Source organism: Thioclava sp. NS-SX20, from assembly GCF_057380695.1.
The window spans coordinates 144057-160057 of record NZ_CM170816.1; the positions used below are offsets into that span (position 1 = coordinate 144057).

The following is a 16001-nucleotide window of genomic DNA, read 5'->3' on the forward strand; positions in this document are numbered from 1 at the left end:
AATCACTCTTAAGCCTTGGTTGAAATCTCAGAGGAGAAGCCTCGGTGTTCGAAAAAATCGATGTGATGAATATGGCTGAGTCGATGGCACGCCACGCCGCTCAGCGCCAATCCGCAGTCTCGCGCAACATGGCGAATGCGGATACCCCCGGTTACAAGGCGCAGGATGTGACGCCTTTTGCCGAAACCTATCAGGAAGAGGTTGCGATGCCGATGAAGGCAACGCGGGCGGGCCATATCGGTGCGGATAATCTGGTGACCTCGGAGGTGACCACCCGCAGTGATCCCGGCACGGCCTCCCCGAATGGCAACACGGTTTCGCTGGAAGACGAGATGGTGAAAGCGGTGGAGACCAAGCGCCAGCATGATCTCGCGTTAACCATATACAAATCAACTTTGAACATTCTGAGAACAAGCGTTGCACGGAGCTGATTATGACTGACTTTGGCGATTCTTTTTCTCTCGCGGCATCGGGCATGAAGGCGCAGGCACAGCGTCTGCGCTATGTGTCCGAGAATATCGCGAATGCGGATACCCCCGGCTATCACCGCAAGCTGACGAAGTTCAAACAGGTGATGGAAGAGGAGGGAGTTACGGGCAAGGTCGAGCTTGGCAAGGTCGATCTGGATCGCTCGGATCTGAAGCAAATCTATGATCCGGGCAGCCCGCTGGCCGATGCGAATGGCTACTATGACGGCTCGAATGTCGATCTGGTGGTGGAAATTGCTGACGCGCGTGAAGCGCAGCGCAGCTACGAGGCGAATATCAAGATGTTTGATCAGACGCGGCAAATGTCCTCGGCTCTGCTCGATATTCTGCGCCGTTAACCTAGGAGAAGTCTAGAATGGACGTGAAAACTTCCTTGGCCGCACAGGGCTATGCCCAAGGCCGTTCCGCTGCACAACTTGGGCTTGAGGGGTCGGGGGGCAATGCCACCGAGGCGACCGAAAATCCGTTTGCAGCTCTGGCCAGCGATTTCGTGGATACCGTCAAGAATGGCGAGGAAACCGCGAAGGCCGCAATGACCGGCGATGCCGATCCCCACACATTGGTGCAGGCCCTGTCGCAGACCGAACTGGCGGTCGAGGCGGCCGTGACGCTGCGCAATAAGGTCGTCGAGGCCTATCAGGAAATCCTGCGGATGCCGGTGTAACCCATGAATGATGTCATCTTCTTCGATACGTTGCGCGAGGCTCTTTGGGTCGCGGTGATGATTTCGGCTCCGATGCTGGCTGTCGCCCTGATTGCCGGGGTGTCCATCGGTCTGTTTCAGGCGCTGACATCGGTGCAGGAGATGACCCTGACTTTTGTGCCCAAAGTCGGTGCGATGCTCATCGTTTTCTGGGTGTCTATGTCTTTTATGTCGGAACGATTGGTCGATTTTTTCACCTCGGGCATCATCCCCATGATTGCCGGGAGTTAACTTATGGATAATGCGATTTATGCAACGCTGACCCGTCAATCGGGTCTGATGAAGGAAATGCAGGTGGTGGCGAATAATATCGCCAACACCTCTACCACCGGTTTCCGCAAGGAAGGGGTGATTTTTGCCGAACATGTCGAGGCGTTGGGCAATGACGAGCCGTCTTTGTCGATGGCGCTTGGCAATGGCCGCGAGATCTCGACGCTGCAGGGTGGCCTGACATCCACCGGAAACAACTTCGATTTCGCCATTCAGGGCGATGGCTATTTCATGGTGCAGACCCCGCAGGGCGACGCTTTGACCCGCGCCGGAAATTTCGTGCCCTCCGCAGAGGGGATTTTGCAGAACCAAGACGGCTATCCCGTGCTGGATTCGGGGGGAGGGCCGATCTTTATTCCCGCTGAAGGGCAGCTTTCGGTGGCGCAGGACGGCACGATGTCTGTTGACGGCCAACCTATTGCGCAGCTTGGGGTTTACGACCCTGCTGACCCGAATGGCATGGTGCATTCGGGCGGGACGCTCTTTTATGCGGAAGGGGGCGCACAGGTGCAGGAATTTCCTCAGGTCCTGCAAGGATTTGTTGAGGAATCGAATGTAGACCCAATCACAGAGGTCGCGCGCATGATCGAAGTGCAGCGGGCCTACGAGATGGGACAGAAATTCCTTGATCGAGAAGACGAACGCATCCGCAACGTCATTTCGACGCTGACGAAGTAAGGAGAAGCCTTATGCGTGCCCTACAGATTGCCGCCACCGGGATGGCCGCCCAGCAAATGCGCGTCGAGGTTATTTCGAACAACCTCGCGAATATGTCGACCACCGGCTATAACGCACGTCGTGCGGAATTTGCGGATCTCACCTATCAACAGCTCACCCGTCCGGGAACAATTAGCGCCAGTGATGGCTCGGTCGTGCCGTCCGGCGTACAGCTTGGTCTGGGTGTGCGCCCGACTGCCGTGACGCAGATTCTCGAACAGGGATCTCTGGTGAGCACGGGCGGTGATCTTGATGTCGCCATTGACGGGATCGGCTATCTCGAGGTCGAGATGCCTTCGGGTGTGTCGGCCTATACCCGTGACGGCGGGCTCAAACGTTCGGCGGATGGCGAGATCGTGACCTCGGATGGTTATCCGGTCGTGCCGGGCATTACGATCCCCGATGATGCGACCTCTGTTGCGATCAATACGTCGGGCGAGGTCTATGCCTATTTCAGCGATCAGGTGCAGCCGCAACTGATGGGGCAGCTGACGCTGGCCAATTTCACCAACAAGAAGGGGCTTGAAGCTATTGGCTCGAACCTCTTTCTGGAAACCGGCGCGTCCGGCCCGCCCGTTGTCGGAGAGCCGGGGCAGGACGGGCTGGGGACGCTGCGGCAGGGGTATCTTGAGGAAAGCTCGGTGGATCCGGTGCGCGAGATCACTGAACTGATCAAGGCGCAGCGCGGTTACGAGCTGAATTCCAAGGTGATATCGGCTGCGGACCAGATTCTGAGCGCGACGGTACAGGTGCGTTGATGCGTAGCTTTGCCCCTCTTCTGGTGGCGTTGCTTGCGGTTGCCGGAACCAGCCTTCAGGCCGAAGTCGTTGTGGCGACGCGCACCTTGCGCGCGCAGACCATTCTGACGCCGGATGATCTGGATATCGCCTCTATGGATGTGCCCGGTGCATTGGTGGACCCGATTGACGCGGTCGGTCTTGAGACGCGTGTCGCGATTTATGCCGGACGCCCGATCCGCCCCGAACATCTTAGCCAGCCTGCGATTGTCGAACGGAATCAGACGGTGTCACTGGCATATAATCGTGGCTCTCTGACCATTATCACCGAGGGGCGCGCGCTGGAGCGCGCCGCTATCGGCGACAGCATCCGCGTGATGAATGTCTCCTCCCGCACCACTGTTACGGCCACTATTTCGGCGGATGGTACCGCCTATGTGAACAAGGACTGATTGTCATGCGTCGCCTGAGCCTCCTTCTGATGACCCTTTCGATCCTTGGCTGCCAGCGCCTTGGCGAAGTAGGGCGCACGCCGAGCTTTACGCCGGTGGAAGACACCAATGAATATTTCGCCATGAACACGATCCCGATGCCGGAAATGCCCGAGGACCGCTCGCCGGTCGCGCAGGCCTCGCTTTGGTCCGGCACGCCCAAATCGCTGCTGGGGGACCGTCGCGCGGCCCGCAAGGGAGATATCATGACGGTTGTGATCGAAATCGATGACAGCGCGAAATTTTCCAATTCCAGCGATCGCAGCAGGACGGAATCGCAATCTATGGGGATCCCGTCCTTGTTCGGTATTCCCGAGCAGATCAATAAATCCCTGCCGGAGGGGGCCAGCATGGCCAGCGCCGTGTCCACCAATTCGAATTCGTCTTTCGCAGGGGATGGGAATGTCTCCCGTAACGAGCAGCTGACCTTGCGCGTGGCGGCGACGATCATCGATGTTCTTCCCAACGGGGTCCTGCGTGTGCAGGGCAGTCAGGAGGTTCGGGTGAATTACGAAGTGCGTGAACTGATCGTGACCGGCTATGTGCGCCCCGAAGATATCAGCCGCCAGAACGAGATCACCTATGACAAGATTGCCGGCGCGCGGATTTCTTATGGTGGCCGCGGACAGATTTCGGATGTGCAGCAGCCGCGGATCGGGTCCCAGATCGCCGATATCGTGATGCCGTTCTAAGGAGGGCACGATGGGTAAATTGCTTCCGGTCATCTTCGTGATTCTCGGCCTCGCGATTGGCGGAGGAGCAGGGTTCTTCCTGCGTCCTGCGCCGCCGCCTCCGGAAGAGGTGGCCGAAGGAGAAGCCGCTGCCGCCGCAACAGGGGAGACGCATGCCACAGCCGAGGAAGGTCATGGTGAGGAGGGCGGGGAAGAAGGTGTGCCGACCTCCGAGTTTGTTAAGCTGAACAACCAGTTTGTCGTGCCTTTGCTGGATGCGAACCGGGTGCGCGCGATGGTCATTATGTCTCTCTCGATCGAGATGCCGGTGGGTGGCACCGAACGGGTTTATGCCGTGGAGCCGCGTCTGAGAGATTCGTTTCTTCAGGTCCTGTTTGATCACGCCAATAATGGCGGGTTCGAAGGGGTTTATACTTCGACGGACAAGATGGCCGAACTGCGTCGCGCCCTATTGGAAAATGCCCGTTCGGTGGTCGGGCCGGATGTCAAAAGCATCCTGATTTCGGATATCTTGCGTCAGGATAGCTAGGAGCTGGCGCGGCAGGAGAAGAGCGGGGCCAAGCTGCGGCCTTCTGATCTTTGCAGCGCATTCGGATAAGGGATGCTCGCCTTCCTGTGCGCTTCTTTGCCGATTTGCGCGCGGGCTGGGTATTTTCCACAGACTATGTGCGAAGCCTGCGTTGGCAAGCTCCTGTCAAAGCGCCTATATGGGTCCAAAGATAGGAGATTGCGTGTGACGATCTATTTGCACGAGGGGGATCTGCCGGAGGGGCTTGACCTTGGTCCGGTGGTGGCGATTGATACCGAAACGATGGGGCTTGATCCGCGTCGCGACCGGTTGTGCCTTGTGCAACTCAGCAGCGGCGACGGGCATGCCCATCTGGTGAAGATCGCGAAAGGCCAGAAAGACGCGCCGCGCCTCTGCGCCCTTCTGGCCGATCCCGAGGTCGAGAAGCTCTTCCATTTCGCCCGTTTCGATATTGCGGCGCTGTATAACGCGTTCGGCGTGGTGACCGCGCCGGTTTTCTGTACCAAAATCGCGTCTAAAATGGTGCGGACCTTTACGGAACGTCACGGGCTCAAGCTGCTTCTGCAGGAGATTGTCGGTGTCGATATTTCCAAACAGCAGCAAAGCTCCGATTGGGGGGCGGCGGTGTTAACGGATGCCCAGAAAGAATATGCGGCCTCCGATGTGTTGCATCTGCACAGACTCAAGGCCGGTTTGCTGCCGCGCCTGATCCGCGAAGACCGTTTGGAGCTTGCCCAAGCCTGTTTCGATTTTCTGCCAGCGCGTGCGCGTCTTGACCTGATGGGGTGGGATGAGCCAAGCGACATCTTCCACCACTAAGCCGGCATCTCCTTCGATATGATCCGCGATAACCGACATTCCATTCTGGTCGCATGGGCCAAGACAGTACTGCCTCTGGCGGCGCTGGTGCTTTTGTCGCTTGTGTTTCTGGTCGGGCATCGGGTCGAGCCGGGGTCTGTGATCCCCTATTCCGATGTCGATATTGCAGAACTGGCGCGGGAACCGCAGGTTGTGTCGCCGGAATATTCGGGGCTGACGCAGGATGGTGCTGCCCTTTCGGTGCGCGCCTCCAAGGCCGTTCTGCAACCGATGGGCGCGAATGGCAGCTCGGTGGCCCAGCTCGTCGCGAAACTTCAGGCGCGCTCCGGCCTTGTGGTGGATCTGAACGCCAAGGCGGGTGAATTGCGTCCTGATGCGGGGCTGATCGAGCTGCGTGACCGTGTCGCGCTACAGACGTCAAGCGGATATCGCATGCAATCCGAGCTGGTCGAGATGACGACGGACCGGACCAAGATCGTTTCTCCGGGGGCGGTGCATGGCGAAGCGCCGATGGGCGTTCTGGATGCCGGAGCGATGGAGCTGTCGCAGGCCCAACCCGGTGGCCCGAATAATCTGCTCTTCACCAAGGGCGTGAAGCTGGTATACCAACCCCAAGAATGAAGGTGGGTGACATGCGGCAATTTTTGACGGTGATGATCTTGGGGGCAGGGCTGGCGTTTCCGGCGCTGGGCGTCGCGCAGCAGGTGGCTTTCGGGGGGCTGTCGACGGATACCAAGGCACCGGTCGAGATTACCTCTGACAGCCTGCAGGTCGATCAAAGCACCGGAGAGGCCGTTTTCCGCGGAGATGTTCTTGTCGTGCAAAGCGATATGCGCCTGAAAGCCGCAGAGCTGCATGTGGAATACGGAGAAACCCAGAGCGAGATCAACAAGTTGATCGCATCTGGAGGGGTGACGCTTGTGTCCCAGACCGATGCGGCGGAATCGCAGGACGCGGTCTATGACGTGCGCAGCGGCAATCTGGTGATGACGGGAAATGTCCTGCTGACCCAAGGGAAAAATGCGCTATCCGGGAATAAGCTGACGGTCGATATGACCACGGGGACAGGGCAGATGGACGGGCGTGTGCGTACCATTCTGGCACCCGGAGGACAGTGATGGATCACACAGCCGAAACGCTTGAACACGGGCTAAGCGTCAGCAACCTCCGTAAGGGCTATCGCAAGAAGGTTGTTCTGCGTGATGTCTCTTTGACGCTGGACCGCGGCGAGGTGGTTGCGCTTCTGGGGCCGAACGGTTCGGGAAAAACCACGTGTTTTTATAATATTGCGGGGTTGATCACGCCGGATGCGGGGCAGGTGCGCATTGATGGCCGCGATGTCACCGGTCTGCCAATGTATCGCCGCGCGCGATTCGGGATTGGTTATCTGCCGCAAGAGGCCTCGATCTTTCGCGGGTTGACGGTCGAGCAAAATATTATGGCCGTTCTGGAAATAGCGGTGCAGGACCGTCACCGCCGTCGCGAACGGCTGGAGGAGCTGCTGAGCGATTTCTCTATCGAGCATCTGCGCAGCTCTCCCGCCCTGGCGCTTTCGGGGGGCGAACGCCGCCGCTGCGAAATTGCGCGCTGCCTTGCGGCGGACCCGAAATATTTGCTGCTTGATGAACCTTTTGCCGGCGTGGACCCGATTGCGGTGGGAGATATCCGCCATCTTGTCGGGCAGTTGAAAGAGCGCGGTATCGGGGTGCTGATTACCGACCATAACGTGCGTGAAACGCTTGAAATCGTTGATCGTGCTTACATCCTGCATGATGGCGCTGTGCTGATGTCCGGAAGCACGGAGGAGGTCGTTAACGATGAAAACGTCCGCCGTGTCTATCTGGGGCAGGATTTCCGCTTTCAATAATATCCCCTATTCCAGACAGAAGTGAGGGCATGGCGTCTGCCCGTCACAGTTGTGTCATACGCCGCAGTGCAGCGACGATCACCCGTTGACTTCCTCTTGGGAACGTTCCCAAATGTAGTCAAATGCGTGATCTGGCTATCATATTCCCGATGCTTCGCGCAGCCCTTGGTTCGGCTGCCCGGTCCGTATTTTTCTTTGCTCGATGTCGGGAACGAGCAGGAAAGGTGTGCCCCCTCACAGAATTTAACCGACTGTAAATATGGTGCCGAGCACCGTGACACAGTCATCAAGGAAGGAGACGCCATGCGTTACCAAATTAGCGGCAAACAGCTTGATATCGGTGAAGCTCTGCAATCCCATGTCAAAACCGAGCTGGGCAGCACGGTCGAGAAATATTCGCAACGACCGACTGATGCCACCGTCGTGTTTTCGAAAAACGCGCATGAGTATATCTGTGAAGCGACCGTGCACCTGTCGACGGGACTGACCGCGCAGGCACGGGGCGTTGCAACGGAGGTCTATGCCGCCTTTGACGCTTTGCAAGAGAAAATGGACAAACAACTGCGTCGCCATAAACGCCGGTTGAAAGACCATCAGGCCGCGCGCACCACCGCAGTTGAATTCGAGGCGGCAGGGCTTTATGTGCTGGCTCCAGAAGAGGAAGACGAATCGACTGGTGCCGAAGGGGGCGATGCGCCCACCATCGTGGCCGAAATGGAGACGCGGGTGCCTACCCTCTCTGTCGGTGATGCGGTGATGCAGATGGAACTCGCGCATAAGCCGCTTTTGGTCTTCCGCAACGAAAAACATGGCGGGGTCAACGTTGTTTATCAGCGTGAAGATGGCAATATTGGCTGGATCGACCCCCGTCACAGCAAGTAAGCGCCTGCACTGAAATGGGCGCGGAAAAAGGACCGATGGATCTATCGTCTCTGCTTCGCCCGGCCGCCGTGCGTGCGGTTGCCAATGTGGCTAGCAAAAAGCGTCTGTTTCAGGATCTGGCAGATATCGCGGCACAGGCCTACGGGCTTGATGCCGCGATCATCGTTGATGCGCTGCAAGAGCGTGAAAGTCTGGGCCCGACCGGTGTCGGGCATGGCGTGGCCTTGCCCCATGCGCGCCTGCATGGGCTGGATCACGTGGTGGGCGTGTTCATGCGCCTTGAGAAACCGCTGGATTTCGATGCGGTAGACCGGCAGCCGGTGGATCTGGTGTTCGGTCTGCTGGCGCCCAAAAGCTCTGGTGTGGACCATCTGAAGGCGCTTGCGCTGGTGTCGCGCACAATGCGTAACGAAGACACCTGTAAAAAGCTGCGCTCGAACACTGATCCGGCTGCGTTGCATGGTGTGTTGACCACCACGCAGGGGCTGGCGGCCTAAGCCGACCAGTCGGTAAATCCGAATTGCATGTAATCACGGGGATAGGCGTCGCGAACCGCCTGTTCCAACTCTGCCGAATACACATCGCCCAAGGCGATCCGCCCGCAATCGGGCTGCGGCAGGGGGGGCTCATGGGAAAGCCCCGTCGTCGCCAGAAGATAGGCGAGATCCTTCTGAAGACGGTCCTCACGCACCAGAAGATCCGGCGTGGCGAAGCTGGCAAAGGCCTGCAGCATGGTGGATTGGCTGGCCCATAGCTGGTGGACAGGCAGGCTGGTCTGGCTGTTGAGGCTAGATTTTAGCCAGACGGCGAAAGCTGTCAGGGCCGTACGATATGCGTCTTGCTCGAGCGATTGGCCCTCTTTGGGGAGGGGCAGTTTGTAGGCTTTGCGCAAGGTCTCGCGGGTTTCCGCAAAATTCGGCCAGTCGAGGAGCGCCAGAAAGGCCAGATGCACCCGCATCACCGGATGGCGTAGCACCGTGAAACTGCGATGCTGCGGCGTCTGGCGCTTCCATTGGCGCAGGGTCTTTTGCGAAAAACCGTCGCTGATCTCGCCCAGTTTCTGCAACCAGTCGCGGAATTCGGCATCGGGGGCCGGACGAAGCGGCATGTAAAGAAGCCCTGCCTTGTCAACAGCGGTGGCAATGAATCCCGGCACATTCGGCCCGCGACGGGGTTCGAAATTGGGAGTGCGGGAAAGGTTGAAGCGGTCCAGCCGCGCCAGCGAGGCTTCCATCTGGGGGAAGTTGCGCACCTTTTCTTCCAGACTTTCGGGGTTTTGCACAACCAGATTGTCGGGCAGCGCCTCGGGGCCATCCGCCACGCCCAGCCATTTCGCCAGCCCGTTCAGCACCGCAATGTCCTGCGCATCCTCATAATCGATATAGAACGCGGTCTGGCCGGAAACCTGAAGCGCGTTCATGATTTTGATCTGGAAATTCTGCAAGCTTTCCAGATGGTCCTCGAAGTCCGTCGCGTCAAATTCGGCCTGCGCCACGCGGCGGTGCTTGGCATCGCCCAGCTTCCATTGGCCGGTGGAGCGTGCGATCTTCAGGCTCACATAGCTTTCGACCGGATTGCGCGTCAGCACGATCTTGGCGCATTTGGGATCATTGAGCATCAGGCCCAGCACGCGCGGATCATGTTCATGAAAATAGCGGCAGCCATTCAGACCGGGCGCCTTGCGGATTTTCTTCCATAGCTCTTTGGGATCGGCGTCACGGGCCTCTTTGGAGATCCCCAGAAGATCGGTCCTGTTGGGATAGCCGATCAGGACCGGATTGAACGCCTCGCCGTGGCAATGGGTGTCGGGCAGCATGTTGACCGCCGCTTCCAGCAGGTTCGAGCCGGTGCGCATTTCAGCCAGAATAACGAAGCTTTCAAAATTTGCCATAAGATCACTTTAAAAATTGCGAGCGTCTGCGCCGCGTTGCGTGGGGATCCGGTGTCGAGACGGTCGAGAAATCGCCCATCAGCTGGGGTTGCATGCCTTGGTTCTTGAGGTTCTGCAAAAACTGCCCGAAGCCGCTAAGATCGACCATCTGCGGCGCTTCCGCCAGACGCCGTGCGGCGCGGGGGCTGATCTCGTCGATGATGATCTGCAGATGCTCCATCGGGTTTTCCAGAAATTCCTGCAAATTCCAAAGCCGGATGCGCGCTTTGACATACATCGAGCGCAGGATCTCCAGCTGGGCCAGTTCGATCTTCTGCAGGCGCGCGGCCTCTTTGCGCACCGTCGCGAATGGATCTGTCGAACGATAAAGCGGAATGGCCCATGCGCCCGTAATCACCGAGATCTGTGCATTCGGGTCGGTCGCTGTGAACCAGTTCAGCGCCTGATTGTCACGCGGGCTGAACATATAGCATTGCCGCTCGCCACGGGAATTCCACATCAGGTTTGTCAGAAAGGCGCGGGGGGCATAGTCGCGCAGCTCGGGGCTGTCGCCCAGACAGCCGTTGAACATCGGATCATGGCCCGAAAACGCAACCTGATCCTTGTCGAAAAGATGGCCATGCACGCGCCCCGCCACATATTTCGACAGCCAGCCTTCGTAATTCTCGTAAAGGTCCGAAAAGCCCTGGAATACCGAATAGGGGCCTGCCGTCTTGCCGTTCTCATGATCGCGATTGGGATAGCGGGACTGCATATACAGGCCCGGACGGCCCCGCGTGCGCCGTTCGACCGCTTTGGTGAACAGGCGGTCGATCTTCGAGGGGTTGGGCTCTGCGATCTTGGCCGCCGGTTTGCGCTGTTTGAGAAATGTTGCATAAAGCCTGTCGGCCTTGGGCCAGATCTTGCGCGCCACGAAGCAGTCCGAGCGTCGCAGAAGCTGCAAGTGGTCATCATAGAAGATATGCGGCTTGCCCTGAAAATCGAATTTGGTCAGCGTCAGCGACCGGCTCTCGATCGAGGTGGCATAGATCCGCGCCAGTGACTGGAAATAGCTTTCATCCGGTATCCAGACCTTCTTGAAGTAGCGGTCGTAAAGCGGGCGGTCCTTGTCCTTCAGGATGGCGATCAGGGTCTTGCGGGTCAGGCACCACCACTGGCTGCCCATATGCGGCACCAGCCCGTCGGGGATCTTGCGCTGAAATCCGATCTTGCGTTGGAAGGCGACGTAATCATCGAACAGCTTCCGGTGCTTGCGCCATGAGAAGGGGAAGCGCAGGGTGAAACGTTCCATGTCCAGCCCGCCCTGCGTCCAGCCCACTTCCGATGTGGTGACGGATTCGATGAAATCGGTCCAGGGACGGGCATCGAGATAGGCGCGCAGTTCCTCGAGGGGGCGCAGCGGAAGGCAGGAGCCGGAGGCCAGAAAGACATGGCGTGCCTCGGGGTGGCGGTCCAGCATCTGCTCGGCCCCGGCTTGGGCTGCCGCCACCAGAGACCATGTGCCCCATTCGCAGGCGAAACGTTTGCAAAACGAGATATTGGGCAGGTCGGCCAGAGCCGCGACAAAACCGTCATAGGCCGAGGCCGAAACCCGTTTGTCGACATGGATCACCACCGGCGCGTCCTGCGCGGCCCAGTGGCGCGCGACTTCGGCGGCGCGGTCCAGTGCGGTATGGCACATCATGACAAACCCGACGCTCATGCCCAGTTGCCCTTTGACATGAGGCCCAGAATCTCAAGCTGGCGCCAGTTGATATATCTTTCGGACCAGCGGCACCAAAGCTCGCCATCTTCCGCCAGCACCTCGGCATAGGCCTTATACTCGCGCGAGGCCGAATAATGCTGCTTGCGGGTGATCTCTTCCGTCACCTTCGCATTCAGCACCGACAGGAATTTGGCATGCAGCAGGCAGCCCGAAGGTTTTTCGCCGCCCCATTCATCATAGACCGTATTGAGCCCGCGCGGCAGCGCCATATGGGTCGAGCTGATATAGACATAGTTTTTCTGCCAGCGGATCAGCGGGATCTTGTTGAGCGAAGGGGCCTCTGCCGGCGCGCTGGCGAAGAATTTGCGCGCGCGTGGTCCGCCCTGAATCCAGAGATTCTGGTAGAGCCGGTTTTTCGTGATGGTGTAATTTCCGCTGTCGAACCAGCAGGCAATCTCGAACGGGTTCTGGCCTTCCTCATAGGGCTGCTCTTCCAGCCGCCCCTTGGGATACATATCCAGCAGCATGGCTGGAAAATGCGGGATGTCGTAGGTATCCAGCCAGTCGGTCAGGGCATCCAGCGTGCGGGTGTCACAGAAAGGATAGACGAAGAATTCATCGGGATCGACTGTCAGGCACCAATGCCCCGTGCCATAGCGGCGCAGAAGATGGTTGACCCAGTCCATCCCGAAGCGCGCGCCCTTATAGCTGGCTTTCGTGTGCCAGAGCGAGACATCGGGCTGGGTTTCGAGATATTCGCGCGATCCGTCATCCGAGCCGTTATCGACGATTATGAAATGATGGCAGCCCATCTCGCGGTAATAGCGCAGGAAATAGGGCAGGCGGATACGCTCGTTGCGCAGCGTGACAAAGACCAGAATATCCTCGGTGCGTATGGCACGGGTTCTGTCGGCCAGACAGCTCAATTCGCGGCGTTTGCGAAACGCGCGGAACAAGAACTTTTTCCGTTCCCATCGCAATTTATAAAGCTGTTTCAGTTTCACCTAACCGTCTCGCGCCCGCATTTTGTCTTTCTGCCCGATCTTCTTTTCAACAGGATTAACGGGCCTCGTTGTGCACAAGAGTGCCTGTCTTCTCATGGCGGGTTGATCGGGTTCTTGCACGCTAGGGCATATAGGCGGGCGGGTAAATCAGTCATGGTTGGTCGCACGGATTTCCTTGGCGACTGTGCGTCTAACGCCGCGCAAGCGCCTGTCCGCGGGTGATCAGCCCGCAGGCTTCAAGGCGGGGCGCTGTCGGGCCGCTTTGCGAGGGAGCGCCGCAAAGGGCCGGATTTTTGGTAAGCGCCTCGTAGTAGCGGTGATAGTTCTCGACATGGGTGAAATGCTGCTTGCGGTGCTGGTCCTCGCGGGCGCGGTCCATCGACGAGGCCAGAAACTTGCTATGCAGCAACGCGCCGGTCGTCAGGTTCCGCCGTGCATCGAAGCCGCCATTCAACCGGCGGGGCAGAAGCAGATGCGTCGAGCTCAGATAGGCGTAGCGCCAGTGCCAGCGCAGCAGTGGCGTTTTATGCAGATGGGGGGCGTGATCCGGACGGTCCCGAAAGAACAGGCGTTTGCGCGGGCCGCCACGGATGGAGATATTGCCGTAGCGTGGCTGATACTCCCAGTCATAGCCCCAAGCGTCGAATTCGGTGAGATCGTGCAGGTCATGCGCCTCCGACAAAGGCCCTTTCGGATAGAGATCCAGCATCAGCGCGGCCATGACATCCTGTCCCGCCTGATCCAGCTTGCGGGTCAACCGGGGCAAAGGCAGCCTGTCGTGGTCGGGATAGACCAGAAGCTCGTCGGCATCGACCGTCAGGCACCATCTGCCATGGCCATAGGCCAGAAGCAGCCCGTTGATCCAGTCCATGCCGAACCGCGCGGCGCGGTAGCTGGCACCGGTCTGCCAGAGCCAGACATCCGGCTGCGCCGCGAGATAGGCCGTGCTGCCATCCTCCGACCCGTTATCGACCATCAGGAAATGGCCGAGGCCGAGGCGGCGATAATGCTCCAGAAAGGCGGGAAGACGCTCCATCTCGTTGCGCAGGCAACAGAAGAGGACAGGCGCATCGGACGGGGCCGCAAAGGGGCGCGGCGGGGGCGTAAGCCTTCTGCGCGCCATCCATGCGCGCAGAAGAGCGTTTTGTCGTTTTTGCCGCAACCGGTATGCAGACCAGAGCGTTCGGGTCTGCATCGGGCAGGTCTCCTGACTGGGTCAGGAATTATTCTGCATATTCCGGCGCCTGATGCCAGCGCCATGCATCGGCAATCATGGTTTCCAGCTCGGCACGTTTGGGGGTCCACCCCAGCACGTCTTTCGCTTTCACCGACCCCGAGACCAGCACGGCGGCATCCCCCTCGCGGCGGTCGCCTTCGATGATGGGCACTTCGCGATTGGTGACATTGCGCGATTGCGCGATGACTTCCCGCACCGAGAACCCGTTGCCGGTGCCTAGGCAGAAGACCTCGGAGGGTTTGCCCTCTTCCAGCCATTTCAGCCCCAGAACATGCGCATCGACCAGATCGGAGACATGGACATAATCGCGGATGCAGGTGCCATCGCGGGTCTCGTAATCCGAGCCGAACACCGTCAGCGCTGCACGTTTTCCGGCGATTGCATCCAGCATCAGCGGGATCAGATGGGTTTCCGGCACATGTTGTTCGCCCACCTCTGCCTCGGGGTCAGCCCCTGCCACATTGAAGTAGCGGAAGATCACCGAGCGCAGCCCGTGGCTATTGCCGAAATCGCGCAACATATCCTCGATGGCGCGTTTGGACCCGCCATAGGCATTGATCGGGAATTGCGGGGTCTGTTCATTCAGCACCACACCATCCTGATCGCCATAGGTCGCACAGGTGGAGGAAAAGACGAATTTGTCGATCCCTGCATCGGTGGCTGCCTGAATCAGGTTCAGCGCGCAATTCACATTGGTCGCCCAATATTTTGCGGGGTTTTTCATCGACTCGCCCACAAGGGACAGGGCCGCGAAATGCATGATGGCAAGAGGTTGGTACTTGGCAATGACCTCGTCGAGGCGGGCGCGATCGTGCAGATCTCCCACTTCAAGAGGGCCAAATTTGACAGCCTCTTTCCAGCCGGTCGATAAATTGTCAAAGCAGACAGGGATATACCCTGCCTGCTTGAGCGCCTTGCAAGCGTGCGAACCAACATAGCCCGCACCACCTGTGACTAGAACATGTTTGGTCATCTTACTCTGCAGCAGCCCGCATCGTCATGACATCGCCCAGATATTCGGCGAATTCGTCTTTGAGGTCATCGCGTGCCAGACCAAAGGCCACGGTCGCTTGCAGGAAGCCTGCCTTGGAGCCGCAGTCATAACGCTGGCCGTTGAAACGGAAGCCGTAAACCGGATTGCCCGCTTCGATGTCCTGCGCGATTGCATCGGTCAGCTGGAACTCGCCGCCCGCACCGGTGGTGTTGGACTGGATCGCCGCATCGATGTTATGCAGGATTTCGGGGGTCAGGATATAACGCCCGATGACCGCAAGATTGGAGGGCGCTTCCTCGGCTGGCGGCTTTTCAACCATGCCGTTCACCTTATAGGTGTTGCCGTTGACCTGTTCGCAATCAAGCACACCGTAGGACGAGATCTTCGAGGTGGGCACTTCCATCGCGGCAACATAGTTCCCGGGATTTTCGTTATAGGCCTCGATCATCTGTGCCAGACAGGGCTTGTCGGCTGCGATCACGTCATCGGTCAGGATCACGGCGAAGGGCTCGTCGCCGATCATCCGGCGCGCACACCAGACCGCATGGCCCAGACCCAGCGCGCGACGCTGGCGGACATAGGCGATGGCACCCGAGGGCATATTGGTTTTTTCAAGCTCTTCGAGGATCGCCGTCTTGTTCTTGGCACGCAGGGAGGCGTCCAGTTCGGGGGCGTCGTCGAAATAGTCCTCGAGTGCGGATTTCCCGCGCGAGGTCACGAAAATGAATTCGGTGATGCCTGCGGCGCGTGCCTCGTCGATGGCATATTGAATCAGCGGCCGGTCAACCAGCGTCAGAATTTCTTTAGGAATAGATTTGGTCGCGGGGAGGAAGCGGGTTCCAAGACCTGCAACGGGAAAGACCGCTTTAGTGACCTTACGTGTCATCAAGCACCTTTTTGGTTTAGGATGCGGAGTTGCATCCATTTCAGTTTAATCAATGTTACACACGAAGTTTGGTTCCAAACAAGATCGCG

Annotated in this window: 21 protein-coding genes; 15 read left to right on the top strand and 6 right to left on the bottom strand. The window is 58.6% G+C overall.

The window, feature by feature from the left end:
- Positions 1-44 precede the first annotated feature (44 nt).
- The 15 genes from AC2ISB_RS00660 (at position 45) to AC2ISB_RS00730 (ending at position 8692) form a co-directional block, all read left to right on the top strand.
- Positions 45-431 carry a FlgB family protein gene (locus AC2ISB_RS00660; protein WP_339108923.1) on the top strand — a complete coding sequence of 129 codons (387 nt, stop codon included), beginning with the start codon at positions 45-47 and terminating at the stop codon, positions 429-431.
- 2 nt (positions 432-433) lie between these two features.
- Positions 434-826, top strand: a complete 393-nt coding sequence (flgC, locus tag AC2ISB_RS00665; protein WP_339108924.1) for a flagellar basal body rod protein FlgC — start codon at positions 434-436, stop codon at positions 824-826.
- Between the two features lie 17 nt (positions 827-843).
- The gene (gene fliE, locus AC2ISB_RS00670; RefSeq protein ID WP_339108925.1) at positions 844-1152 is read left to right on the top strand and encodes a flagellar hook-basal body complex protein FliE; all 309 of its coding nucleotides are present in this window, start codon (positions 844-846) and stop codon (positions 1150-1152) included.
- A gap of 3 nt (positions 1153-1155) precedes the next feature.
- Positions 1156-1422 carry a flagellar biosynthetic protein FliQ gene (locus tag AC2ISB_RS00675; protein WP_339108926.1) on the top strand — a complete coding sequence of 89 codons (267 nt, stop codon included), beginning with the start codon at positions 1156-1158 and terminating at the stop codon, positions 1420-1422.
- A gap of 3 nt (positions 1423-1425) precedes the next feature.
- Positions 1426-2139 carry a flagellar hook-basal body complex protein gene (locus AC2ISB_RS00680; RefSeq protein WP_339108927.1) on the top strand — a complete coding sequence of 238 codons (714 nt, stop codon included), beginning with the start codon at positions 1426-1428 and terminating at the stop codon, positions 2137-2139.
- Between the two features lie 11 nt (positions 2140-2150).
- The gene (gene flgG, locus AC2ISB_RS00685) at positions 2151-2936 is read left to right on the top strand and encodes a flagellar basal-body rod protein FlgG (RefSeq protein WP_339108928.1); all 786 of its coding nucleotides are present in this window, start codon (positions 2151-2153) and stop codon (positions 2934-2936) included.
- On the top strand, positions 2936-3367 hold the full coding sequence (gene flgA / locus AC2ISB_RS00690; RefSeq protein WP_339108929.1) for a flagellar basal body P-ring formation chaperone FlgA: 432 nt from the start codon (positions 2936-2938) through the stop codon (positions 3365-3367). Before flgG ends, flgA begins: the two co-directional genes overlap by 1 nt.
- A 5-nt stretch (positions 3368-3372) precedes the next feature.
- On the top strand, positions 3373-4098 hold the full coding sequence (flgH, locus tag AC2ISB_RS00695) for a flagellar basal body L-ring protein FlgH (protein ID WP_339108930.1): 726 nt from the start codon (positions 3373-3375) through the stop codon (positions 4096-4098).
- Between the two features lie 10 nt (positions 4099-4108).
- A complete protein-coding gene (locus tag AC2ISB_RS00700) occupies positions 4109-4627 on the top strand; it encodes a flagellar basal body-associated FliL family protein (RefSeq protein ID WP_339108931.1) in 519 nt (172 codons plus the stop codon).
- Between the two features lie 204 nt (positions 4628-4831).
- Positions 4832-5446: a ribonuclease D gene (locus AC2ISB_RS00705; protein ID WP_339108932.1), complete on the top strand. Its 615-nt coding sequence runs from the start codon at positions 4832-4834 to the stop codon at positions 5444-5446.
- An 18-nt stretch (positions 5447-5464) separates the two neighbouring features.
- Positions 5465-6067 (top strand): hypothetical protein, encoded by a 603-nt coding sequence (locus tag AC2ISB_RS00710; RefSeq protein WP_339108933.1) that lies wholly within the window; start codon positions 5465-5467, stop codon positions 6065-6067.
- Positions 6068-6078: 11 nt separating this feature from the next.
- Positions 6079-6564, top strand: a complete 486-nt coding sequence (gene lptA / locus AC2ISB_RS00715) for a lipopolysaccharide transport periplasmic protein LptA (protein WP_486575586.1) — start codon at positions 6079-6081, stop codon at positions 6562-6564.
- A complete protein-coding gene (gene lptB, locus AC2ISB_RS00720) occupies positions 6564-7313 on the top strand; it encodes an LPS export ABC transporter ATP-binding protein (RefSeq protein WP_406720225.1) in 750 nt (249 codons plus the stop codon). Before lptA ends, lptB begins: the two co-directional genes overlap by 1 nt.
- Positions 7314-7616: 303 nt before the next feature.
- On the top strand, positions 7617-8195 hold the full coding sequence (gene hpf, locus AC2ISB_RS00725; RefSeq protein ID WP_339108936.1) for a ribosome hibernation-promoting factor, HPF/YfiA family: 579 nt from the start codon (positions 7617-7619) through the stop codon (positions 8193-8195).
- A 35-nt stretch (positions 8196-8230) separates the two neighbouring features.
- Complete coding sequence (locus AC2ISB_RS00730) at positions 8231-8692, top strand: PTS sugar transporter subunit IIA (RefSeq protein ID WP_406720226.1); 462 nt, start codon at positions 8231-8233, stop codon at positions 8690-8692.
- Here the strand turns inward: AC2ISB_RS00730 and AC2ISB_RS00735 are convergent.
- From AC2ISB_RS00735 to galU, 6 genes are all read right to left on the bottom strand, one after another.
- A complete protein-coding gene (locus AC2ISB_RS00735) occupies positions 8689-10086 on the bottom strand; it encodes a nodulation protein NodH (protein WP_486575589.1) in 1398 nt (465 codons plus the stop codon). The genes AC2ISB_RS00730 and AC2ISB_RS00735 overlap by 4 nt on opposite strands.
- Positions 10087-10090: 4 nt before the next feature.
- The gene (locus AC2ISB_RS00740; RefSeq protein WP_406720228.1) at positions 10091-11788 is read right to left on the bottom strand and encodes a DUF5927 domain-containing protein; all 1698 of its coding nucleotides are present in this window, start codon (positions 11786-11788) and stop codon (positions 10091-10093) included.
- Positions 11785-12747 carry a glycosyltransferase family 2 protein gene (locus AC2ISB_RS00745; RefSeq protein WP_406720229.1) on the bottom strand — a complete coding sequence of 321 codons (963 nt, stop codon included), beginning with the start codon at positions 12745-12747 and terminating at the stop codon, positions 11785-11787. Before AC2ISB_RS00745 ends, AC2ISB_RS00740 begins: the two co-directional genes overlap by 4 nt.
- 238 nt (positions 12748-12985) lie before the next feature.
- Positions 12986-13831, bottom strand: coding sequence for a glycosyltransferase family 2 protein (locus AC2ISB_RS00750; protein WP_486575592.1), 846 nt, complete (start codon positions 13829-13831; stop codon positions 12986-12988).
- A gap of 187 nt (positions 13832-14018) precedes the next feature.
- Complete coding sequence (gene galE / locus AC2ISB_RS00755) at positions 14019-15005, bottom strand: UDP-glucose 4-epimerase GalE (RefSeq protein ID WP_406720231.1); 987 nt, start codon at positions 15003-15005, stop codon at positions 14019-14021.
- A gap of 1 nt (position 15006) precedes the next feature.
- Positions 15007-15912, bottom strand: coding sequence for a UTP--glucose-1-phosphate uridylyltransferase GalU (gene galU / locus AC2ISB_RS00760; protein WP_339108943.1), 906 nt, complete (start codon positions 15910-15912; stop codon positions 15007-15009).
- Positions 15913-16001 lie beyond the last annotated feature (89 nt).